Below are 18,638 nucleotides of genomic sequence, written 5' to 3' on the forward strand. Positions count from 1 at the left end.
GTCGAACGCGCCTTCTGTCGCATCAAGGACTTCCGCCGCGTCGCCACCCGCTACGACAAGCTCGCCCGCACCTACACCGCAGCCATAGCCCTCGCCGCTATCGTCACGTGGTGGTTATGAGGCTGGACCCTAGCGCTGGCAAGCGGAACAGAAGAAACTGGACCGCCCGCCCTGCACGATCCGGCGGATCGTGCCCGCGCAACCGGGGGCGGTGCAGGGCGCGTCCTTGCGGTCATAGACGCGGAAGCTGTGCTGAAAATAGCCCAGTTCGCCGCTGGCCTGCCGGTGGTCGCGCAGCGACGAGCCGCCTGCGGCGATGGCATCGGTCAGCACGTTTCGGATGTGGCCCACCAGGGCCGCGACCCGGGCGGCGCCGATGCGCCCCGCCGCCCGGCGCGGGTCGATCCCGGCGCGATGCAGGGCCTCGGACACGTAGATATTGCCCAGGCCTGCGACGATGCGCTGGTCCAGCAGCGCCTGTTTCACCGGGACGCGCCGCACCGAAAGGGCCGCGGCCAGATAAGCGGGGGTGAAGCTGTCGTCAAAGGGTTCCGGCCCCAGATGGTCCAGCAGGGGATGGGCGCTGCCCTCGCGGATCAGATCGACCATGCCGAACCGGCGGGCGTCGTTGAAGGTGATGGTGGCGCCCGCATCGGTCGTCAGCACCACATGATCGTGGCGCGGCAGGATCGCCGGGTCGCGGTGGAAATCGCCAAGGCTGCCGCCCTGGACCAGCATCCGCCCCGACATGCCCAGATGCATCAGCAGCGTGCCGCCCCGATCCAGTTCCGCCAGCAGGTATTTCGATCGCCGCCGCAGCGCCGTGACCGTGGCCCCCGTCAGAACCTGCACCAGATCGGGCGGCAGGGGCCAGCGCAGGTCGGGGCGGCGCACCTCGGCCCGCGCGATGCGCGCGCCCTCCAGGTGCGGCACAAGGCCGCGGCGCACGGTCTCGACTTCGGGCAATTCTGGCAATCCGATCCCTTTCTCTGCATTGTGCCGCAGGCAGGCCGGGCTTATCTGGCGATGAAACAGGCGGACGGCAAGCGCATGAGCGAGAAGAAGCAGACCCATTTCGGTTTCCGGACCGTGGACGAGGATGCCAAGGCCGGAATGGTCCACGGGGTCTTTTCGTCGGTCGCCAGCCGTTACGACCTGATGAACGACCTGATGAGCGCGGGCATCCATCGCATCTGGAAGACCGCGATGATGGACTGGCTGGCCCCGCGCAATGGTCAGCATCTGCTGGACGTGGCGGGCGGGACGGGCGACATCGCCTTGCGGTTCCTAGACCGGGCGCCGGGCGCGCGCGTCACCGTCTGCGACATGACCGAATCCATGCTGGCCGAGGGCAGGAAGCGCGCCGATGCGGTCGAAAAGGGCGACCGGCTGGCCTGGGTCACGGGCGACGCGATGGCGCTGCCCTTTGCCGATGCCAGCTTTGACCGCTACACGATCAGCTTCGGCATCCGCAACGTCACCCGCATCGCCGATGCCCTGGCCGAGGCATATCGCGTCCTGCGTCCCGGCGGGCGGCTGATGGTGCTGGAATTCAGCCAGATCCCCGTGCCGGCGATGCAATGGGCCTATGACCGTTACAGCTTCAATGTCATCCCGGCCATGGGTCAGGCGGTCACGGGGGATCGCGACAGCTATCAGTATCTGGTGGAATCGATCCGCAAATTCCCCGACCAGGACAGTTTCGCCGACATGATCCGCACCGCCGGATTCGGTCGGGTGCATTATCGCAACCTGTCGATGGGAATCGCCGCGCTGCATTCCGGCTGGAAGCTGTAATGCGGGGTCCGCACAACCTGCTGCGCCTGATCCGCACGGGCGCGACCTTTGAACGCACGGGCGCGATGCGCGCGGTCCTGGACGCCGTCGAGGCGCCGCCCCGGCTGCGGGTTGCCGCCCGCGTGCTGGGCTGGCCGTTCCGCTGGCTGGGCTACAAGGGCGACCCGGCGTTGCCGCCGATCACGCGGGCGATCACCGCCCTGGGTCCGGCCTATGTCAAGTTCGGCCAGATCCTGTCCACCCGCGCCGATGTCGTGGGGGTGGAAATGGCCATGCAGTTGCGCCTGCTGCAGGATCGCCTGCCCCCCTTTCCGACCGACATCGCGAAACAGATCGTCCAGGCCGACCTGCGCCAGCCGGTCGATCTGCTGTTTTCAGAATTCTCGGAACCCGTGGCCGCCGCATCCATTGCCCAGGTCCACCGCGCCCGCGTGCGCGAAACCGGGCGCGAGGTCGCAGTCAAGGTGATCAGGCCCGGCATCGCCGCGGCCTTCCGCCGCGACATCGACGCCTTTCATTTTGCCTCAGGCATCATCGAGGTCCTGTCGCCCGGCAGCCGCCGCCTGCGCCCGCGCGATGTGGTCCGCCATTTCGAAGCCACCGTGACGGCCGAACAGGACATGCGGCTCGAGGCGGCCAATGCGTCCGAATTCGCCGAGAACACCAAGCACGATCCGGGATTCGCGATTCCCCGGCCGCTCTGGGATCTGTCCTCTCGCCGGGTACTGACCTCTGACTGGGCCGAAGGGCTGCCGATGGGCGACAGGGACGCGCTGATCGCGGCGGGCCACGACATCAGCCGCATCGCCACGCGGGTGATCCAGTTGTTTCTTCAACATGCCCTGCGCGACGGCTTCTTTCATGCCGACATGCATCACGGCAACCTGAAGGTCGCGGCCAATGGCGACGTGCTGGCCTATGACTTCGGCATCATGGGCGAAATCGACGAATACACCCGCCGCGTCTATGCCGAGATCCTGTATGGCTTCATCCAGCGCGATTATCGCCGCGTGGCGCGCGTGCATTTCGAGGCGGGCTATGTGCCCCGCGACCGCGACGAGGCGCAGTTCGCCCGCGCCCTGCGCGCCGTGGGCGAGCCGATCTTCGGCGCCGATGCCACGCGCATCTCGATGGCGAACCTGCTGGCCTATCTGTTCGAGGTCACCGAACGGTTCGGGATGCGCACCCAGACGCAGTTGATCCTGCTGCAGCGCACCATGGTCGTGGTCGAGGGCGTGGCCCGGTCGGTCGATCCGCAACTGAACATCTGGGACGCGGCAAAGCCCGTGGTATCGGATTACATCCGGTCCAACATCGGCCCCAAGGCCTTGGCGGGCGACATGGTCAAGGTGGCCCAGACCGTGGGCCGCTTCGGCCCGCTGCTGCCGCAGATCGTCGAACAGGCGCTGTGGGAACGCGCCCATCCCGAAGACGCCCGCCCCTCGCAGCCGATCCTGGCGCGGCGCGGCGCGCCGGTGTGGCTGGCGGTGGCGCTGGCTTTGGGGGCGGGCGCGGCGCTGGGAATGGCCCTGGCCTAGAAACAGAGGATTTCGGCCTCGGCCTCGGCGCGGCGCAGGTCGGCCACAATCTCGGTCATCTGGGCCATGCTCTTGAACATGCCGGCCCGTTCACCGGTGGTCTGCTGCATCCGCATCACCGTTTCGGCCTCGACATAGGCCTGAAAGGGCAGCACCTCGGCGATCCGGTCGATGGCGCAGGAACAGCGGTCCAGCATGTCGCGGGTCTGCCCGTTGGTGGCCATGCAGGCAAAGACATATTCGGCGCGTGCATTGGTGGGATAGTCGTTCACCGCCTGCGCATGAACCTGACCCGCGGCCAGGGCGATCAGCAGGGCAGCAGGGAACCGGCGGGTCATTGCAACTCCATCCGGGTCAGATAGCCGGGCTGCGGCCCCTGCGTTTCGGCGCGCAGCTCGCGGATCGGCTGACGGGGATCGCCCAGAACGAAGCTGAGCGTGAGGGTGCTGAAGCCGCCCATCCGGGGCGCGTTCGCATCCTGGGCAAAGGGGGAAAAGCGGGCCACCGAGCCGTCGCCCTGTCGGTCGATCTTGCCGCCCTCGAACAGGGCGTCCTTGATGCGGTTGCGGATGTAATGGGGGCTGCCGCCGGTCAGCCGCGCCATGTCGCGCGTGACCTGTTCCAGGAAAAAGGTCAGCACCGGATCGCCGCCCGACACGGGAAAGGGGCCGATCTCGCGCATTCGGGTATCGGTCTGCTGGACCAGGCGCAACACCGGCTGCTGGTCGGACGGGTCGATGGCTTGGGTCAAGGTCAGGCTGCCGTTCTTGATCGGCAGGAACCCTGGCATTTCCGGGCCTTCGACATGCAGGCTCCAGCGCAGACCGGCGTCTTCCAATGACCACGGCCCCCGATCGGCGAACACGGCGTCGCCTGCCTCGCCAGCGGGGGCCATGCCTGCCCATGCCGTCATCAGGATCGCCGCGACAAGGTTACGGATCATGCGTTTCCTCCCATATCCCTGCCGGACAGAGTTACGTTCCCCGGTCCGGGGTGCAAGCCCCGATGGCGGGGATCGGCCTTTGGTCGCAGGGCATCAGGCCAGGATCGCGCCCAGGATCTCGGCCAACTCGGGGGGGCGGACCGGCTTTTCCATCAGATGCACCCGCATCGCCGTGCAGCTTTTGGCGATCTGCGGGTCGCGATGGGCGGTGACCATGACGGCGGGTATCGCCCGGCCAGCGGCCCGGCGCAATGCCCGGATGGCCCGGATGCCCGTATCGCCGTTTTCCAGATGATAGTCGGCCAGGATCACGTCGGGGGGGTCGTCGCCCATCGTCGCCAGCGCCTCGGCCGTGCCGCCGGTGGCGCGCACGACCATGCCCAGCGCGTCGTGAAGGATCATTTCGTAGCCCCGGCGCATCTCGGGATCGTTCTCGACCACCAGGGCCAGACGACCGCGCAGGGGCAATGCGGACCGGCCCGATGTCGCGGGTCTCGAGGCCGGGCTGTTCTGGACAGGGGGCAGGCCCACCCGGAACAGCGTGCCGCGCATCGCCTCGGATTGCAGGTCGATGGGATGGCCCAGCTTGGCGCAGGCGCGGCGCACGATGGACAGGCCCAGCCCCATGCCGGGGGTGGTTCCGTCCCCCGACAGGCGCTGGAATTCGTCAAAGATGCGGTTGCGGTCCACCGCCGGGATGCCCATGCCCGTGTCATAGACACACAGCCAGCACAGCCCGCCGCGCCGGCGCGCGCCCACGGCCACGCCGCCCCGCTGCGTGTACTTGATCGCGTTCGACACCAGGTTCTGCGCAATGCGCCGCAGAAATACCGGATCGCTGTCGACCACCGCGTCGGTGGGCACGAATGACAGGCGCAGGCCCTTGGCCTCGGCCATGGGCGCGAATTCCACGGCCAGCCTGCGGAACAGATCGCCCAGGGGGACTGGCTGGCGGTTGAACTCGATCCGCTGGCTGTCCAGGCGCGAGATGTCCAGAACCGCATGCATCAGTTGTTCCACCGATTCAAAGGCGCCCGACAGCCGGCTGGTCAGTTCGGTCTGAAGTTCGTTCATCGGCGTGTCGGTCAGCATCGACAGGAACAGGCGTGCCGCGGACAGAGGTTGCAGCAGGTCGTGGCTGGCCGCACGCAGAAAGCGGGTCTTGGACCGGTTGGCTTCCTCGGCGCTGGCACGGGCCACGGCCAGTTCGCGGTTGCGCTGCGACAGGTCGGCCAGGGCGCGTTCCAGATCGCGGGTCCGGACCATCACCTCCTGTTCCAGGGCCACGGCGGCCTGGAACATCGACCAGGCCGAGCCGCGCGATTCCTCCAGCCGGTCGATACGGTCGATCAGCACCCGGTTGATGCGATCCAGCTTTTCGATCTGCCGTTCAAGGCTGTCGTCGTCACGCAGCATCGTCGCCGGCCGGTGCCTGGGGCATGAACGCCAGGCCCACGAAGGTCTGGTTCACATGCATCCCGCTGTGCTGTTCGCCATAGGTGTTGAAGCCCGCCACGCGATAGCGTGCCAGAAGCTCGGACATCCGCTCGGCCAGCCCCTCGCGTTCCACAGCCAGGCGGCGCAGGATGCAGTCGAACCCCAGAACCATCAGCGGCGGACGGGGCAGGGATGCCAGCGCCTCGGCGAATCCGCGCGTCATGTCCTCGGTCCGGCCCAGCGTCAGCACGGTGCCGGTGTCGATGGCCGACATCAGCGACAGGCCGCCGTCGGGGGTGGCCTCGCCGATGGCGCGGACATGGTGGCGGCGGCCCATGCGCAGCAGCAGGGGATGGCGGGCGAATTCGGTGGGCGTCAGCGACGCGGGGTCCAGCCCCGCCAGGCGGGCGTATTCCGCGGCTGCGGGTTCGGCGTTCAGTTCCAGGATGCGGCGCTTTTCGGGCAGGGCGGCGGTGACGACCATGCGGGTGGCGGTGGGGCTGAAATGGGCGAACGTGATCTCGGCCACGGCCAGATCGGTCTCGACCAGCAGAAACACCGCCGCGTTGTCGATGACGCGCCCATGCGCCAACAGCCAGGTCTGCTGAAAGGACAGCCCGTCGCCCGCCGACCCGCCCAGCGTCGGGACCGAGGGCAGGGCGGCGTCGATGCTGGCCACCAGCGCGTCCTCTTGCCCGGCCAGGCCATCCACCAGCAGCAGCCCGAACAGCGAACGGCGGGGATCGGGTCCGAATCCGGCATGCAGCCGGCGCAGCGTGGCCATCCAGTCCGACACCGGCAGCCGGTCCAGATCGGGCAGGATCTGCGCCTGCGCGCGAAAGCACGAGGATGGAAAGCCGATCGCCACGACGCTGTCGCTGGCATAGCCATTCGGCCCGATCTCTCCGGCCGACGAACATCCCGCGACGATACAGCCCTCGGGCAGGCCCTTGCGCAACGCCGCGTCCAGCGCGGCCAGATCGGGGCCATCCGCGCCAAAAACCAGCACCAGTCCCGGATCGGCGCCGCGCAGGCCTTCCAGCAGGATGCGACCGCAATCGGCCGCTTTGCGGTCGGCCTGCACGGCCACCGGCCCGGCGGCGCCCTCCCTCGCGGCCGGGCCGGTATTCATCAGCCCGCCTCGAACAGCCGGACCGTGTTGGCAAGCAGCACCGCCTGGGTGCGGCGGCGCGCGTTGATCTTGGACATGATGGCGGTGATGTGGGTCTTGACCGTCGCCTCGGCGATGGACAGTTCGTAGCTGATTTCCTTGTTCGCCTTGCCCTGGCAGATCAGCCGCAGGATCTTCATCTGCTGCGGCGTCAGGGTGGCAAAACGGCGGGCGAGTTCGGCCTTGGCGGCATCCTCGGCCTCGGCCTGTTCGGGGGCATAGCCGTCGGGGGTGACATGCTCGCCCTCCCACATGCGGCGCAGGCTGTCCACCAGGGCCTCGCGGCCCAGCGACTTGCTGACATAGCCCTGCGCCCCCGCCGCCATCGCGGCCGAGATCATGGTGCCGTCCAGGTCGGCGGAAATCATCGTGATGGGCACGTCGGGCAACTGCCGGCGCAGGGTCACGATCCCCTCGGCCCCGCGCGCGTCGGGCAGGTTCAGGTCCAGGATCACCGCATCGGGCGCGCCCTGCGACCGGATCTGGTCAAGCGCGGCGCCCAGGCTGCGGGCGGTGCGGACGTTTTTCAGGCCAAAGCTGATCTTGAGCGTCAGCGCCAGCGCGTCGCACATCAGCGGGTGGTCGTCCACGATCAGGATTTCGCGCACCTGATCGGCGCTTTGCCGTGGCGTCTGCGGCACGCGGGCCTGCATGGCTGCGGCTGTCATTCGTTCTCCTCCCATGTCGGCATGACCGCAGTCTCCTCCTGCGGATGCCATGGCCGATTGTAGGCCAGCCGCCCCGCAAAGCAAGCCGCATCTGCGACAAAGGTCGGACAGGCCCGGATCTGGGGGATCAGGCCGCCGCCTGCGCGGAAATCCAGTCGCGGGCGTCCGTCACCGTGGCATAGCCAAAGGCCAGCCCGCTCATCATCGCGGCATGAACATGGGCGGCGGGGACGGTGGTGCCCTGGAATTCCAGGTCGCGTGTCGCGCAGGCATCGGCGATCACCGTGGTCCGGTAGCCCAGGTCGGACGCGGCACGGGTCGCGGCGTCGATGCACATGTGGCTCATGGCGCCGACGATCACGACATCGGTGACGCCGTGCTTTTCAAGGATGGCTTGCAGGTCCGTATCCCTGAAGGCGTTGACCTGGGTCTTGGTCACCACGATCTCGCCGTCCCGGGGCGCGGCGGCGGGGTTGATCATGGCCCCATCGCTGCCCGGATGAAAGAAGGGCGCCCCAGGGTCGGCGAATTCATGGCGCACATGGACGATCAGGTCGCCACCTTCGCGGGCGGCATCCAGCACGGCCCGCGCCTTGGCGGCGGCATTTTCCATCCCTTCCAGCGGAAATTTCCCGCCGGGAAAATAATCGTTCTGGATATCCACGGCGACGACGGCGCGTTTGGTCATGATCGGTTCCTATCCGCTGACGGCTTCAAAGGTCTGGTCCCAGCGATTGCCATCGGTATCCTCGACCCGAACATGGATCGGCTGGCCATTGGGGGCATAGGCGAAACGGAACACCGGATCTTCGCTGATGGAAATCCCGGCCTCCAGGGAAAACAGCATTTCGTCGCCCTGCCGGACCTCGAGCCGGTCGATGAAATGGGCGGGAATGTTCAGAAGCGTCACCTGATCGCGCTGCAACCCGGAAAAGTTCGGGTGCCGGATCATCAGCGTGCCGACATGGCGCCCGTTTTCCGGTGCCGAGCGCCAGCGCATCTGGCCCATGGTCGCCTCGACCTCGGCCATGTCCTTGCCGGCGGGCGCCGAACAGCCCCCCGAGGCCTTGACGAACCGGCCCGCCATGACCCGGCTGCCGTTGCCCGTGTCGGCGATCACCCGCACATCCGAATAGCTGTCCACGCGCACGCGCATCTCGAAGTCCAGCGGCATCAGCGCGGGGCCGAAACCGTATTCGGCGGCCACGGGGGCCGGGTTCTCGTCGATGACCAGCGTCGCGGCCCGCACGGGCGGGGCATCCGCCGGCTGGACCAGGCGGACGGGAACGATGGCAGCCTCGTAGGCGCGCAGCGGTGCCTCGAGGTCAAGGACGGTCGCATCCTGCGCCACGTCGCCGGCAAGACCCAGGACGGATTGGCGCAGGTCCTCCCATGTGGCCGAGGGTTGCAGGGGGTTTTCCTGCGGCAGGGCCGGACCCCCGGCCAAGAGCAGGGCAGCAAGAAGCGCGGCTTTCATGACGTGTCTCCCTTCTTCATGCGGCGGTAGATCAGTTCGCCGGGATCGGCATCCGCATCGGCCTCGGCGCGGGCCACGACCTGCTGATGCAGCGGCGACAGCGAACAGACCGGATCGGTCGCCCGCGCATCGCCTGCCAATGCCATGGCCTGGCAGCGGCAGCCGCCGAAATCGACGGTCTTGCGGTCGCAGGACCGGCAGGGTTCGGGCATCCAGGCGGTGCCGCGAAAGGCGTTGAAGCTGTCGGACAGGTGCCAGATCTCGGCCAGGGGGCGGTCGCGGACATTCTCGAACTGCATCCAGGGGATCGACTGGGCGGCATGGCAGGGCAGCACCGTGCCGTCGGGCGCGACGTTCAGGCCCGTGCTGCCCCAGCCGCCCATGCAGGCCTTGGGATAGACGGCATGGTGGTCGGCGGGCACATAGTCGATGACCATGCGGCCGCGCAGACGGATCCGCGCGTCGTTCACGACGGTCCGAGCGAATGCCGCCTGTTCGCGCGTGGGCATCAGCGCACGGCGGTTCAGATCCGCCCAGCCGTGGAACTGCACGGTCGCCACCTCGATCCGCCGGGCGCCCAGGGTTTCGGCCAGATCGATCATGTCGGGCAGGCGTTCCAGGTTCTGGCGGTGGACCACGGCGTTGATGGTCAGGGGAAAGCCGATGTCCTGCACCCAGCCCGCGAAGCCCATCTTCTTGTCCCAGGAACCGGGATGGCCGCTGATCCGGTCGGCCATGTCGGGACGGATTCCCTGCAACGACAGTTGCACGTGATCGACGCCCGCGCGGTCCAGCTCCTCCAGCCGGTCGCGGGTGATGCCGATGCCGGATGTGATCAGGTTCACATACAGCCCCGCATCGCGCGCATGGGCCACGATCTGCGCCAGATCGCGCCGCGCGCCCGGTTCCCCGCCCGAGATATGGACCTGCAACACGCCCAGATCCGCCGCCTGCCGGAACACCCGGCCCCAGTCGTCGGCGGTCAGCTCCTGCGCGGCGCGGGTCAGTTCGACCGGGTTGGAACAATAGGGACAGGCCAGCGGGCAGCGATGCGTGATCTCGGCCAGCATGGCCATCGGCAGGCCGGGGGTGACGGGGTTGCCGTCCAGGTCGCGGGGCTGCTGTTGAAGCTGGTCCCTCATGGCCGTTCCCGGACAAAGACCATCCGCCGTTCGATCAGCCCGGTCAGGAAATCGCGCACGTCGCCCGCGATCTGGTCCGGCGGCGCATTATAGCGGGCGGCAAGGTCGCGGACGATGGCGCCCATGCTGCGGACGCCGTCCAGTTCCCCCAGGATCGCATCGCCGATGGCGTCCAACTGCATCGCGCGCTCGGGCGCCTGCAGGACCCGGATGCCGCGCACCCGGTCGTCGGCCAGCCGCACCCCGCGCGGCAGATAGGGAATGTCGTCGGCACCGATCAGCGGGGCGGGGGTGAGGCGGGCAGGCTGGACGGTCATGGCGCCATCCCCTCGCCCGGCCGCCAGGCGCCCGGCGGGATGTTGCCCTCGACATAGCCATGCCACAGCGCGTCAAGCTGCGCCCACAGCACGTCGGTCTTGAAGGTCAGCGCCGCCGCCGCCGCGTCCTGTCTTTCGCGCGTGTCGGCATGGGTCAGCACATAGTCCAGGCCGAATTGCACGTCTTCGGGCGCCTCGGTCAGGCGCTTCCTGAAATAGGCCAGGCTGGTGTCGTCGGCGAAATCGTAATGGGCCAGCAGCCCCTCGATCCGCTGGGCGTGAATTCGCGGGGCGAACAGTTCGGTCAGGCTGGCGGCCACCGCGTCCAGCAGGGGCATCTCGCGCACGAAGCGGACATAGGCATCGACGGCAAACCGCGTTGCCGGCATGATCCCCACGCCGCTGGCGACGTAATCGGGGTCCAGTCCCACCGCCTGCGCCAGCGCCAGCCAGCGGCGGATGCCGCCGCCCTCGGCCACAGTGCCGTCGTGATCCTCGATCCGTTTGCGCCAATGGCGGCGCAGGTCGGGATCCTCGACCCGGGACATGAAGGCCGCGTCCTTCATGGGGATTCGCGACTGGTACATCCAGCGGTTGATGACCCAGGCCCGCACCTCGTCGGGGGTGCAGTGGCCGCCATGCAGGCGTTTGTGGAACGGGTGGCGGTCGTGATAGCGCTGGGCGCCGATGGCGCGCAGCCGGGCCTCGAAATCCTCGCGCGATTGCGCCTGGTCCTGCACATCCTTCACAGCGTGATCTCCATTCCATCGCGGCCGACCTGCCAGCCGCCGGCCTCTGCTTCGTGCGTCTGCGGGCTGGCCGGATCGACCAGCGGATTGGAATTGTTCATGTGAACGAACACCCGCCGTTCCACCGGAACATCGCGCAGGGCGGCGATAGAGCCGGCCGCAGGCATATGGCCCATGCGCCGCCCGGTCTTGTGCCCCAGGCCCATGCGGATCATCTCGTCATCCTCCCACAGGGTGCCGTCGAACATCAGCAGGTCGGCCCCGGCGATTCTGTTCGTCAGCCAGTCCGGCAGATCGGCGCAGCCGGGAATATAAAGCGCCCGGCGCCCATTCGCCACAAGTTCCACGCCCACTGTGTTCTCGCCCATCAGGCCCGTCTCGACAACGGCACCTTCCTGATAGAGCGGCACCTTGCCCGGCACCGCGAACAGTGTCGCGGTCAGGCCCGGCGCGATCTCGACGCTTTCGTCCAGCACGACCGGCTGGCGCGCCACCAGATCGGCGCGCAGCGCGGCAAGCATGGGGTTGCCGGCCAGGGTCGCGTGGATCGCAGGCGTGGCGAACAGCGCAAAGGGCTGGCTTTCCCGCAGGGTCAGCAGGCCCGCCACGTGGTCGATGTCGCCATTCGTCACCAGCACCGACCGCAACGGCATGTCGCGCAGCCCGGTCGGGTACAGCGCAGGCGTCGCGGCCAGTTGCACCCGGATATCGGGCGATGCGTTCAGGATCGACCAGCTTTCCCCATCCGCGCTGACGGCGATCGAGCTTTGCGTCATGGCGGACAGGCGTCCGGTCCGCGCGCCATCGCAGTTGCGGCAGCCGCAGTTCCATTGCGGCAGACCTCCGCCCGCCGCCGCGCCCAGAACGATGATCCGCATGATCCTCCCGACGAAAAAACCCCGCCCGATGACGTCGGACGGGGCCGTCTAAGTTGCCCGAGGCATCTGCCTCAGAACAGGACGGGTTCGTCCTCGGCCGGGGCGTACATGTTGATTTCCATGCCGCAGGCGATTTCCTTCAGGGTAGGTTTGGTCCAAGCCATGCAGTCTCCTCCAGAGTTTGCTCGCGGTCCTTGCCGCAGGATGACATGTTAGAACAGGACCGTTGCGAATCAACAGGACTAAGGTCGCAAGTCACGAAAAGTTAGAGCATTAGTCCGGCCATCGGGAAGATTTGGACATGCTGTTTGCCGTTTTGTCGGCATGCCTGGCGGGAAACCCTGCATTTTGCGGGCCGGTGGTCCTGACCGGACGGCCCTTCGACACCGTATCCGAATGCCGGGAACAGGCACCGCGATTCGCGGCTGACTGGCTGGCGGGACAGCCCGGTCTGACCCAGGATGGGCTGGAATGCCGGGCACTCTCGGATCTGGCTGCGCTGCCGTTGCAGCCGGTGGCCGAGGGGGTCCATGTCCATCTTGGCCAGATCGCCCCGTTCGAGGACAGCCCGGACGGCCGGATCGCCAATCTGGGGGTGGTGATCGGGCGCGACAGCATCGCCGTGATCGACGCCGGCACCTCGCGCGCGCAGGGGCAGGCGCTGCTGGCGGCCATCCGGGGCATCAGCGACAAGCCGGTCAGCCATGTGATCCTGACCCATGCCCATCCCGATCACGCCCTGGGCGCCTCGGTCTTTGCCGAGGCCGGGGCGGCGGTGGTCGGTCATGGGCGGCTGGCCGATGCGCTGCGGACACGGGGGCCGGTCTATCTGGACAACATGACGCGGATTTACGGATCGGCCGCCATGATCGGCACGCGCATCGTGCTGCCAGATGTGGCGGTGACGGACCGTCTGGAGATCGACCTGGGCGGGCGCGTCCTGACCCTGACCGCGGCGGGGCCCGCCCACAGCGACAGCGACCTGACCGTGCTGGACCGCACCACCGAGACGCTGTTTGCCGGAGATCTGGTGTTTCGCGGCCTGACGCCCATCGTCGATGGATCCTTGCCCGGCTGGCTGGCATGGATGGAGGGCGCCGGGCATGGAGGGATGATCGTGCCGGGCCATGGCCCCGTGGCGGCCGATTGGTCCAGCGCGATCCTGCCCCAGCAGACCTTTCTGACGGCGCTTGGGGATGCCACCCGCCAGACGCTGGATGCGGGACTGCCCTTGTCGCGTGCCGTGCCCGCCATCGTCGAGGCCCTGCGGCCCCTGTCCGGGGAATGGATAGCCTTTCCGGACTCGGCGGCGCGCGATGCGACGGCGGTCTTCAAGGAACTGGAATGGCGGTAGGAATTGACACAACCCCCGGTTTCGGTTGACCATCGCCGCAACGCCGAAAACCAGGGGAGAGCAGGCACATGAAGGCATCGTTTTGCGCGACGGCGGCCGTGGCCGCGCTGATCGCGGGCACGGCACAGGCGCAACTGGTCATCGAAAAGAACAGCGACGACCGCATCGACTGGCAAAGCCTCGAGGATTTCGCGGCAGCCCATGCCGATCTGGACGGGCAGAGCGTCACCATCCTGGGGCCGTGGCTGGGGGTGGACCAGGAACTGTTCACCTCGATCGCCGCCTATTTCGAGGATGCGACGGGCGCGACCGTGAACTATTCGGGGTCGAACAGCTTTGAACAGCAGATCGTCATCGACAGCGAGGCCGGATCGCCCCCCGACATCGCCGTGCTGCCGCAACCGGGGCTGGCCGCCGAACTGGCCGCCAAGGGCTATCTGCGGGATCTGGGCGAAGACACTGCGCAATGGCTGCGTGACAACTATGCGGCGGGCGAAAGCTGGACCGCGCTTGCGACCTATGCCGGGCAGGACGGAACAGAACGCCTGTTCGCCTTTCCCTACAAGGCAGACGTGAAGTCGCTGGTCTGGTACGTCCCCGAGAATTTCGAGGATGCGGGCTATGAAATCCCCGAAACCTACGAAGAGCTGAAGGCGCTGACCGAACAGATCGCCGCCGACGGCGAGGTGCCGTGGTGCATCGGTCTGGCCTCTGGCGGGGCAACGGGCTGGCCCGCGACCGATTGGGTCGAGGATCTGATGCTGCGCCTGAACACGCCCGAGGATTACGACGGCTGGACCACCAACGCGCTGCCTTTCAACGATCCCAAGGTCGTGGCCGCCATCGAGGAGTTCGGCTGGTTCGCCAAGAACGACGCCTTTGTGGCGGGCGGCCCGGCATCCGTCGCCTCGAACGATTTCCGCGAAAGCCCGAACGGGTTGTTCGAAAGCCCGCCCGCCTGCTACATGCACCGGCAGGCCAGCTTCATCCCCTCCTTCTTTCCCGAGGATACCGTCGAGGGCGAGGATTACGACTTCTTCTACTTCCCCGCGCCCGCCGATGGCAGCATGGGCCAGCCGGTCCTGGGCGGCGGCACGCTGTTCGGGGTGTTTTCCGACAATCCGGTGGCGATGGCCTTTATCGAGTTTCTGAAAACGCCTGCCGCCCATGAATTGTGGATGGCGCAATCGGGGTTCACCACGCCCCATGCCGGCGTGAACATGGACGCCTATGCCAGCGACACTCAGCGCAAGATGGGCGAGATCCTTCTGGATGCCACGACCTTCCGCTTCGACGGGTCCGACCTGATGCCCGGTGCGGTCGGCGCGGGCGCCTTCTGGACCGCCATGGTCGATTTCGTGGGCGGGGCTTCCGCGCAGGAGGTTGCAGACCGCGTCCAGCAGACCTGGGCCACGCTGCAATAACGGCCGGATGCGGCGGCCCCGCCGCCGCGTCCCGTCATATCGGAAGGGACACGGATCATGGAACTGTTCTGGCTGGCCATCGGCACGATTGCCATCGGCGTCTTTGGATGCGTGGCGTGGTTCTGGGGGTCGAACCTGATCCTGGACCGCATCTATCCGCCGCGCGGCCCGAAGGCGGGGGACAATATCCGCAAGGCCAGCCAGATCCGGCCCTGGCTGTTTCTGGGACCGGCGATCCTGTTTCTGGCCGTCTATCTGGTCTATCCGATCTTCGACAGCCTGTGGCGATCGGTCCACAACGCGCGCGGGACAGAGTTCGTCGGCGGGGCGAACTATGCCTGGTTGATGGGCGACGGCAAGTTCCGCGAATCGATGCGCAACAACCTGGTCTGGCTTTTGGTAGTGCCGGCGCTGTCCACGCTGTTCGGGCTGATCGCCGCGCAACTGACCGACCGGCTGAAATGGGGTGCCATCGGCAAGTCGCTGATCTTCATGCCCATGGCGATCAGCTTTGTCGGCGCCGGGGTGATCTGGAAATTCATCTACGAATACCGTGCGCCGGGCGAAAATCAGATCGGCCTGCTGAACGCCATCGTCCAGGCCCTGGGCGGCGGGCCGCAGTTGTGGCTGACGCTGATCCCCTGGAACAATTTTTTCCTGATGGTGGTGCTGGTCTGGATCCAGACCGGGTTTGCCATGGTGATCCTGTCGGCCGCCCTGCGCGGCATCCCCGAGGAAACCATCGAGGCCGCGATCCTGGACGGCGCGTCCCCCTGGCAGGTGTTCTTCAAGATCAAGGTGCCCCAGATCATGGGCACCATTGCCGTGGTCTGGACCACCATCACCATTGTCGTGCTGAAGGTCTTCGACATCGTGTTCGTGATGACCAACGGGCAGTGGGGCACGCAGGTGCTGGCGAACCTGATGTACGACTGGATGTTCCGCGGCACGCCCGATTACGGCCGCGGATCGGCCATCGCCATCATCCTGATGCTGCTGGTCACGCCCATCATGATCTGGAACATCATAAACGCCCGCAGGGAGGTGCGCTGATGGAAGGCATGGCCGGACGGAAATCCTCGCTGGTCTGGGCGGTCAACATCGCGGCCTTCCTGCTGGTGCTGCTGTGGACCATCCCGACGCTGGGACTGCTGGTGTCGTCGTTCCGGGACCGGGACCAGATCCTGACCTCGGGCTGGTGGCAGTCGTTCTCGGCACAGGAAGCCACTGGTTTCGTGCGCACCGGCACGGCCGAGGATGCCGTCCAGCAGGACGGACTATATGTCATCGAAGGAACGGTTCTGACCGAGGGACAGTCCCTGATCGCCTGGGGCACCGGCCCGCGCGACCCCGCCGCCCACCAGCCCGGTGAGACGGTCGAGATCGAGGACGGCTGGCAACTGACCGTGGCCGAGGATGGCCGCTATCGCCTGACCTCGGCCGCCCCGTTCGAGATGCGCCGCGGTGAACGGATCTTCGTGACCACGGGCGCCCCCGCCCGCCTGACGACCGAAAATTACAGCCGGGTCCTGACCGCCGAAGGGCTGGGCCGCGCCTTCATGAACACCCTGACCGTCACGATCCCCGCGACCGTGATCCCGATCCTGATCGCGGCCTTCGCGGCCTATGCGCTGGCCTGGATGGATTTTCCGGGCCGGGCGCTGCTGACGGCCGCTGTGGTGGGCCTGCTGGTCGTGCCCTTGCAGGTGGCGCTGATCCCGCTGCTGCGGCTGCACAACGAACTGGGGATCGGCAAGGGATACCTGGGCATCTGGCTGGCCCATACGGGCTTCGGCCTGCCGCTGGCCATCTATCTGCTGCGCAACTACATGGTCGGCCTGCCGCGCGAGGTGATCGAATCCGCCCGCGTTGACGGCGCGACCGAATTCCAGATCTTCCGCAAGATCATCCTGCCGCTGTCCTTTCCGGCCCTGGCGTCATTCGCCATCTTCCAATTCCTGTGGGTCTGGAACGACCTTCTTGTCGCCACCGTTTTCCTGGGCAATACGCGCGAACAGCTTGTCATGACCGGCGTGCTGCGCGAGCTGATGGGATCGAAGGGCGGCGAATGGGAAATCCTTGCCACCTCGGCCTTCATCTCGATCGCGGTGCCGCTGGTCGTGTTCTTCGCGATGCAGAAATATCTGGTCCGCGGGCTGCTGGCCGGATCGGTGAAAGGTGGATGAATCTTGACGGACGCGAAAATCGACTGGTGGAAGGGCGGAGTGATCTATCAGATCTATCCGCGAAGTTTCCAGGACACGACCGGCGACGGTGTGGGCGATCTGCCCGGCATCACGCAGCGCCTGCCTTATGTGGCCTCGCTGGGGGTGGACGCGGTCTGGATTTCGCCCTTCTTCACCTCGCCGATGAAGGATTTCGGCTATGACGTCAGCGATTATCGGGGCATCGAGCCGCTGTTCGGCACCATGGAGGATTTCGACTTCCTGATCGAGCGGGCGCATGAGCTGGGCCTGAAGGTGATGATCGACCTGGTGATGTCGCACACATCCGACCAGCACCCCTGGTTCGTCGAAAGCCGCGCCAGCCGCGACAATCCCCGCGCCGACTGGTATGTCTGGGCCGAGCCCAAGCCCGACGGCACGGCCCCCAACAACTGGCTGTCGATCTTCGGCGGGCCCGCCTGGCAATGGGACGCCCGGCGCGAACAGTATTACCTGCACAACTTCCTGACCTCGCAGCCCGACCTGAATTTTCACAATCCGGCCGTTCAGGACGAACTGCTGGACATGGCGAAGTTCTGGCTGGACAAGGGCGTGGACGGATTCCGGCTGGATACCGTCAATTTCTATTTCCACGACGCCCAGCTTCGCGACAACCCGCCCCTGCCCCGGGAACAGCGCAAGTCCGACACGGCCCCGGCGGTGAACCCCTATAACCACCAGAGCCACCGCTACGACAAGTCGCAGCCCGAAAACATCGCCTTTCTGGAACGGATGGCCACGCTGCTGCGCGGCTATGGCGCCGCCGTGATCGGCGAGATCGGCGACAGCGAACGCGCCCTGGAGCTGCTCGAGGAATATACCGGCGTCGCGGGCCGGATGCAGATGTCCTATGTGTTCGATTTCCTGTCGGGCAGGGATCTGGCCGCAACCCGCATCGCCGAGGTATTCGACGCCTTGCATTCGGTGGCGCCCAATTCCTGGCCCTGCTGGGCGATGTCGAACCATGACGTCGTGCGCCATATCAGCCGCTGGAACCTGTCGGACCAGGCCGCCAAGGCCTATGCCACGATCCTTCTGTGCATGAAGGGGTCGGTCTGCCTGTATCAGGGCGAGGAACTGGGCCTGCCCGAGGCAGACATTGCCTATGAAGATCTGCAAGACCCGTATGGCAAGGAATTCTGGCCCGAATTCAAGGGCCGCGACGGCTGCCGGACGCCGATGGTCTGGGACATGGGGGTGAACGGGGGCTTTTCGACCGCCAAGCCCTGGCTGCCCATTCCCCACACCCATCTGCAACGCACCGTCGTCAGCCAGGAATCCGACGCCCAGTCGATGCTTCATCACTATCGCTGGGCCATCAACCTGCGGCGCAAGCATTCCGCCCTGCGCGGCGGCACCATGTCCGACATGACGGTTGATGGATCGATCCTGACCTTCACGCGCGCCGACACCCAGCAGACGCTGGAAATCCGGGCCAACCTGTCCGACGAACCTGTGGGCGGCCTGCGTCCCTGGCAGGTCCGGATCATCGAGGGATAGCGGCAAAGGGGGAACGCC

At 66.7% G+C, this 18,638-nt stretch carries 21 protein-coding genes; 8 read left to right on the top strand and 13 right to left on the bottom strand.

Annotation, left to right across the window (positions count from 1 at the left end; genetic code table 11):
- On the top strand, positions 1 to 120 hold a 120-nt coding region (locus tag EYE42_RS15125), incomplete at its 5' end, for a transposase (protein WP_165455820.1).
- Between the two features lie 9 nt (positions 121 to 129).
- Here the strand turns inward: EYE42_RS15125 and mutM are convergent.
- Positions 130 to 975, bottom strand: a complete 846-nt coding sequence (mutM, locus tag EYE42_RS15130) for a bifunctional DNA-formamidopyrimidine glycosylase/DNA-(apurinic or apyrimidinic site) lyase (protein ID WP_130992151.1) — start codon at positions 973 to 975, stop codon at positions 130 to 132.
- 75 nt (positions 976 to 1,050) lie between these two features.
- On the opposite strand from mutM, the gene ubiE reads away from it, so the two are divergent.
- A complete protein-coding gene (gene ubiE / locus EYE42_RS15135) occupies positions 1,051 to 1,797 on the top strand; it encodes a bifunctional demethylmenaquinone methyltransferase/2-methoxy-6-polyprenyl-1,4-benzoquinol methylase UbiE (RefSeq protein WP_130992152.1) in 747 nt (248 codons plus the stop codon).
- Positions 1,797 to 3,335: a 2-polyprenylphenol 6-hydroxylase gene (gene ubiB / locus EYE42_RS15140; protein WP_130992153.1), complete on the top strand. Its 1,539-nt coding sequence runs from the start codon at positions 1,797 to 1,799 to the stop codon at positions 3,333 to 3,335. Before ubiE ends, ubiB begins: the two co-directional genes overlap by 1 nt.
- On the opposite strand, the gene EYE42_RS15145 is transcribed toward ubiB, so the two are convergent.
- From EYE42_RS15145 to pqqA, 12 genes are all read right to left on the bottom strand, one after another.
- Positions 3,332 to 3,673, bottom strand: a complete 342-nt coding sequence (locus tag EYE42_RS15145; protein ID WP_130992154.1) for a hypothetical protein — start codon at positions 3,671 to 3,673, stop codon at positions 3,332 to 3,334. The genes ubiB and EYE42_RS15145 overlap by 4 nt on opposite strands.
- Positions 3,670 to 4,278: a hypothetical protein gene (locus EYE42_RS15150; protein WP_246020846.1), complete on the bottom strand. Its 609-nt coding sequence runs from the start codon at positions 4,276 to 4,278 to the stop codon at positions 3,670 to 3,672. Before EYE42_RS15150 ends, EYE42_RS15145 begins: the two co-directional genes overlap by 4 nt.
- A 93-nt stretch (positions 4,279 to 4,371) precedes the next feature.
- A complete protein-coding gene (locus tag EYE42_RS15155) occupies positions 4,372 to 5,694 on the bottom strand; it encodes an ATP-binding response regulator (RefSeq protein ID WP_130992155.1) in 1,323 nt (440 codons plus the stop codon).
- On the bottom strand, positions 5,684 to 6,847 hold the full coding sequence (locus EYE42_RS15160) for an FIST N-terminal domain-containing protein (protein ID WP_130992156.1): 1,164 nt from the start codon (positions 6,845 to 6,847) through the stop codon (positions 5,684 to 5,686). The genes EYE42_RS15155 and EYE42_RS15160 overlap by 11 nt, the downstream gene beginning before the upstream one ends.
- Positions 6,847 to 7,554, bottom strand: coding sequence for a response regulator transcription factor (locus EYE42_RS15165; RefSeq protein ID WP_130992157.1), 708 nt, complete (start codon positions 7,552 to 7,554; stop codon positions 6,847 to 6,849). The genes EYE42_RS15160 and EYE42_RS15165 overlap by 1 nt, the downstream gene beginning before the upstream one ends.
- Positions 7,555 to 7,681: 127 nt before the next feature.
- Positions 7,682 to 8,242, bottom strand: a complete 561-nt coding sequence (locus EYE42_RS15170) for a cysteine hydrolase family protein (protein WP_130992158.1) — start codon at positions 8,240 to 8,242, stop codon at positions 7,682 to 7,684.
- 9 nt (positions 8,243 to 8,251) lie between these two features.
- On the bottom strand, positions 8,252 to 9,031 hold the full coding sequence (locus EYE42_RS15175) for a quinoprotein dehydrogenase-associated SoxYZ-like carrier (protein WP_130992159.1): 780 nt from the start codon (positions 9,029 to 9,031) through the stop codon (positions 8,252 to 8,254).
- Positions 9,028 to 10,173, bottom strand: a complete 1,146-nt coding sequence (gene pqqE / locus EYE42_RS15180; protein ID WP_130992160.1) for a pyrroloquinoline quinone biosynthesis protein PqqE — start codon at positions 10,171 to 10,173, stop codon at positions 9,028 to 9,030. The genes EYE42_RS15175 and pqqE overlap by 4 nt, the downstream gene beginning before the upstream one ends.
- On the bottom strand, positions 10,170 to 10,490 hold the full coding sequence (gene pqqD, locus EYE42_RS15185; RefSeq protein WP_130992161.1) for a pyrroloquinoline quinone biosynthesis peptide chaperone PqqD: 321 nt from the start codon (positions 10,488 to 10,490) through the stop codon (positions 10,170 to 10,172). The genes pqqE and pqqD overlap by 4 nt, the downstream gene beginning before the upstream one ends.
- A complete protein-coding gene (pqqC, locus tag EYE42_RS15190; RefSeq protein WP_246020847.1) occupies positions 10,487 to 11,239 on the bottom strand; it encodes a pyrroloquinoline-quinone synthase PqqC in 753 nt (250 codons plus the stop codon). Before pqqC ends, pqqD begins: the two co-directional genes overlap by 4 nt.
- On the bottom strand, positions 11,236 to 12,117 hold the full coding sequence (pqqB, locus tag EYE42_RS15195; protein ID WP_130992162.1) for a pyrroloquinoline quinone biosynthesis protein PqqB: 882 nt from the start codon (positions 12,115 to 12,117) through the stop codon (positions 11,236 to 11,238). Before pqqB ends, pqqC begins: the two co-directional genes overlap by 4 nt.
- Positions 12,118 to 12,188: 71 nt before the next feature.
- Positions 12,189 to 12,281 (bottom strand): pyrroloquinoline quinone precursor peptide PqqA, encoded by a 93-nt coding sequence (pqqA, locus tag EYE42_RS15200; RefSeq protein WP_076522366.1) that lies wholly within the window; start codon positions 12,279 to 12,281, stop codon positions 12,189 to 12,191.
- Positions 12,282 to 12,418: 137 nt separating this feature from the next.
- Here pqqA and EYE42_RS15205 point away from each other — a divergent pair, with 137 nt between their 5' ends.
- From EYE42_RS15205 to EYE42_RS15225, 5 genes are all read left to right on the top strand, one after another.
- The gene (locus tag EYE42_RS15205) at positions 12,419 to 13,471 is read left to right on the top strand and encodes a quinoprotein relay system zinc metallohydrolase 2 (RefSeq protein ID WP_130992163.1); all 1,053 of its coding nucleotides are present in this window, start codon (positions 12,419 to 12,421) and stop codon (positions 13,469 to 13,471) included.
- Between the two features lie 68 nt (positions 13,472 to 13,539).
- Positions 13,540 to 14,895, top strand: a complete 1,356-nt coding sequence (locus tag EYE42_RS15210) for an ABC transporter substrate-binding protein (RefSeq protein ID WP_130992164.1) — start codon at positions 13,540 to 13,542, stop codon at positions 14,893 to 14,895.
- 57 nt (positions 14,896 to 14,952) lie between these two features.
- Positions 14,953 to 15,948 carry a carbohydrate ABC transporter permease gene (locus EYE42_RS15215; RefSeq protein ID WP_130992165.1) on the top strand — a complete coding sequence of 332 codons (996 nt, stop codon included), beginning with the start codon at positions 14,953 to 14,955 and terminating at the stop codon, positions 15,946 to 15,948.
- Positions 15,948 to 17,081: a carbohydrate ABC transporter permease gene (locus EYE42_RS15220; protein WP_130992166.1), complete on the top strand. Its 1,134-nt coding sequence runs from the start codon at positions 15,948 to 15,950 to the stop codon at positions 17,079 to 17,081. Before EYE42_RS15215 ends, EYE42_RS15220 begins: the two co-directional genes overlap by 1 nt.
- A gap of 3 nt (positions 17,082 to 17,084) precedes the next feature.
- Complete coding sequence (locus tag EYE42_RS15225; RefSeq protein ID WP_246020848.1) at positions 17,085 to 18,620, top strand: alpha-amylase family glycosyl hydrolase; 1,536 nt, start codon at positions 17,085 to 17,087, stop codon at positions 18,618 to 18,620.
- Positions 18,621 to 18,638 lie beyond the last annotated feature (18 nt).

Origin of the sequence: Paracoccus subflavus (assembly GCF_004310345.1) — a bacterium.
GTDB classification, from domain to species: domain Bacteria; phylum Pseudomonadota; class Alphaproteobacteria; order Rhodobacterales; family Rhodobacteraceae; genus Paracoccus; species Paracoccus subflavus.

Coding starts and splice junctions, on each gene's coding strand:
- ubiE (WP_130992152.1), top strand. CDS start 1,051: ATGAGCGAGAAGAAGCAGACCCATTTCGGTTTCCGGACCGTGGACGAG.
- ubiB (WP_130992153.1), top strand. CDS start 1,797: ATGCGGGGTCCGCACAACCTGCTGCGCCTGATCCGCACGGGCGCGACC.
- EYE42_RS15145 (WP_130992154.1), bottom strand. CDS start 3,673: ATGACCCGCCGGTTCCCTGCTGCCCTGCTGATCGCCCTGGCCGCGGGT.
- EYE42_RS15150 (WP_246020846.1), bottom strand. CDS start 4,278: ATGATCCGTAACCTTGTCGCGGCGATCCTGATGACGGCATGGGCAGGC.
- EYE42_RS15155 (WP_130992155.1), bottom strand. CDS start 5,694: ATGCTGCGTGACGACGACAGCCTTGAACGGCAGATCGAAAAGCTGGAT.
- EYE42_RS15160 (WP_130992156.1), bottom strand. CDS start 6,847: ATGAATACCGGCCCGGCCGCGAGGGAGGGCGCCGCCGGGCCGGTGGCC.
- EYE42_RS15165 (WP_130992157.1), bottom strand. CDS start 7,554: ATGACAGCCGCAGCCATGCAGGCCCGCGTGCCGCAGACGCCACGGCAA.
- EYE42_RS15170 (WP_130992158.1), bottom strand. CDS start 8,242: ATGACCAAACGCGCCGTCGTCGCCGTGGATATCCAGAACGATTATTTT.
- EYE42_RS15175 (WP_130992159.1), bottom strand. CDS start 9,031: ATGAAAGCCGCGCTTCTTGCTGCCCTGCTCTTGGCCGGGGGTCCGGCC.
- pqqE (WP_130992160.1), bottom strand. CDS start 10,173: ATGAGGGACCAGCTTCAACAGCAGCCCCGCGACCTGGACGGCAACCCC.
- pqqD (WP_130992161.1), bottom strand. CDS start 10,490: ATGACCGTCCAGCCTGCCCGCCTCACCCCCGCCCCGCTGATCGGTGCC.
- pqqB (WP_130992162.1), bottom strand. CDS start 12,117: ATGCGGATCATCGTTCTGGGCGCGGCGGCGGGCGGAGGTCTGCCGCAA.
- pqqA (WP_076522366.1), bottom strand. CDS start 12,281: ATGGCTTGGACCAAACCTACCCTGAAGGAAATCGCCTGCGGCATGGAA.
- EYE42_RS15205 (WP_130992163.1), top strand. CDS start 12,419: ATGCTGTTTGCCGTTTTGTCGGCATGCCTGGCGGGAAACCCTGCATTT.
- EYE42_RS15210 (WP_130992164.1), top strand. CDS start 13,540: ATGAAGGCATCGTTTTGCGCGACGGCGGCCGTGGCCGCGCTGATCGCG.
- EYE42_RS15215 (WP_130992165.1), top strand. CDS start 14,953: ATGGAACTGTTCTGGCTGGCCATCGGCACGATTGCCATCGGCGTCTTT.
- EYE42_RS15220 (WP_130992166.1), top strand. CDS start 15,948: ATGGAAGGCATGGCCGGACGGAAATCCTCGCTGGTCTGGGCGGTCAAC.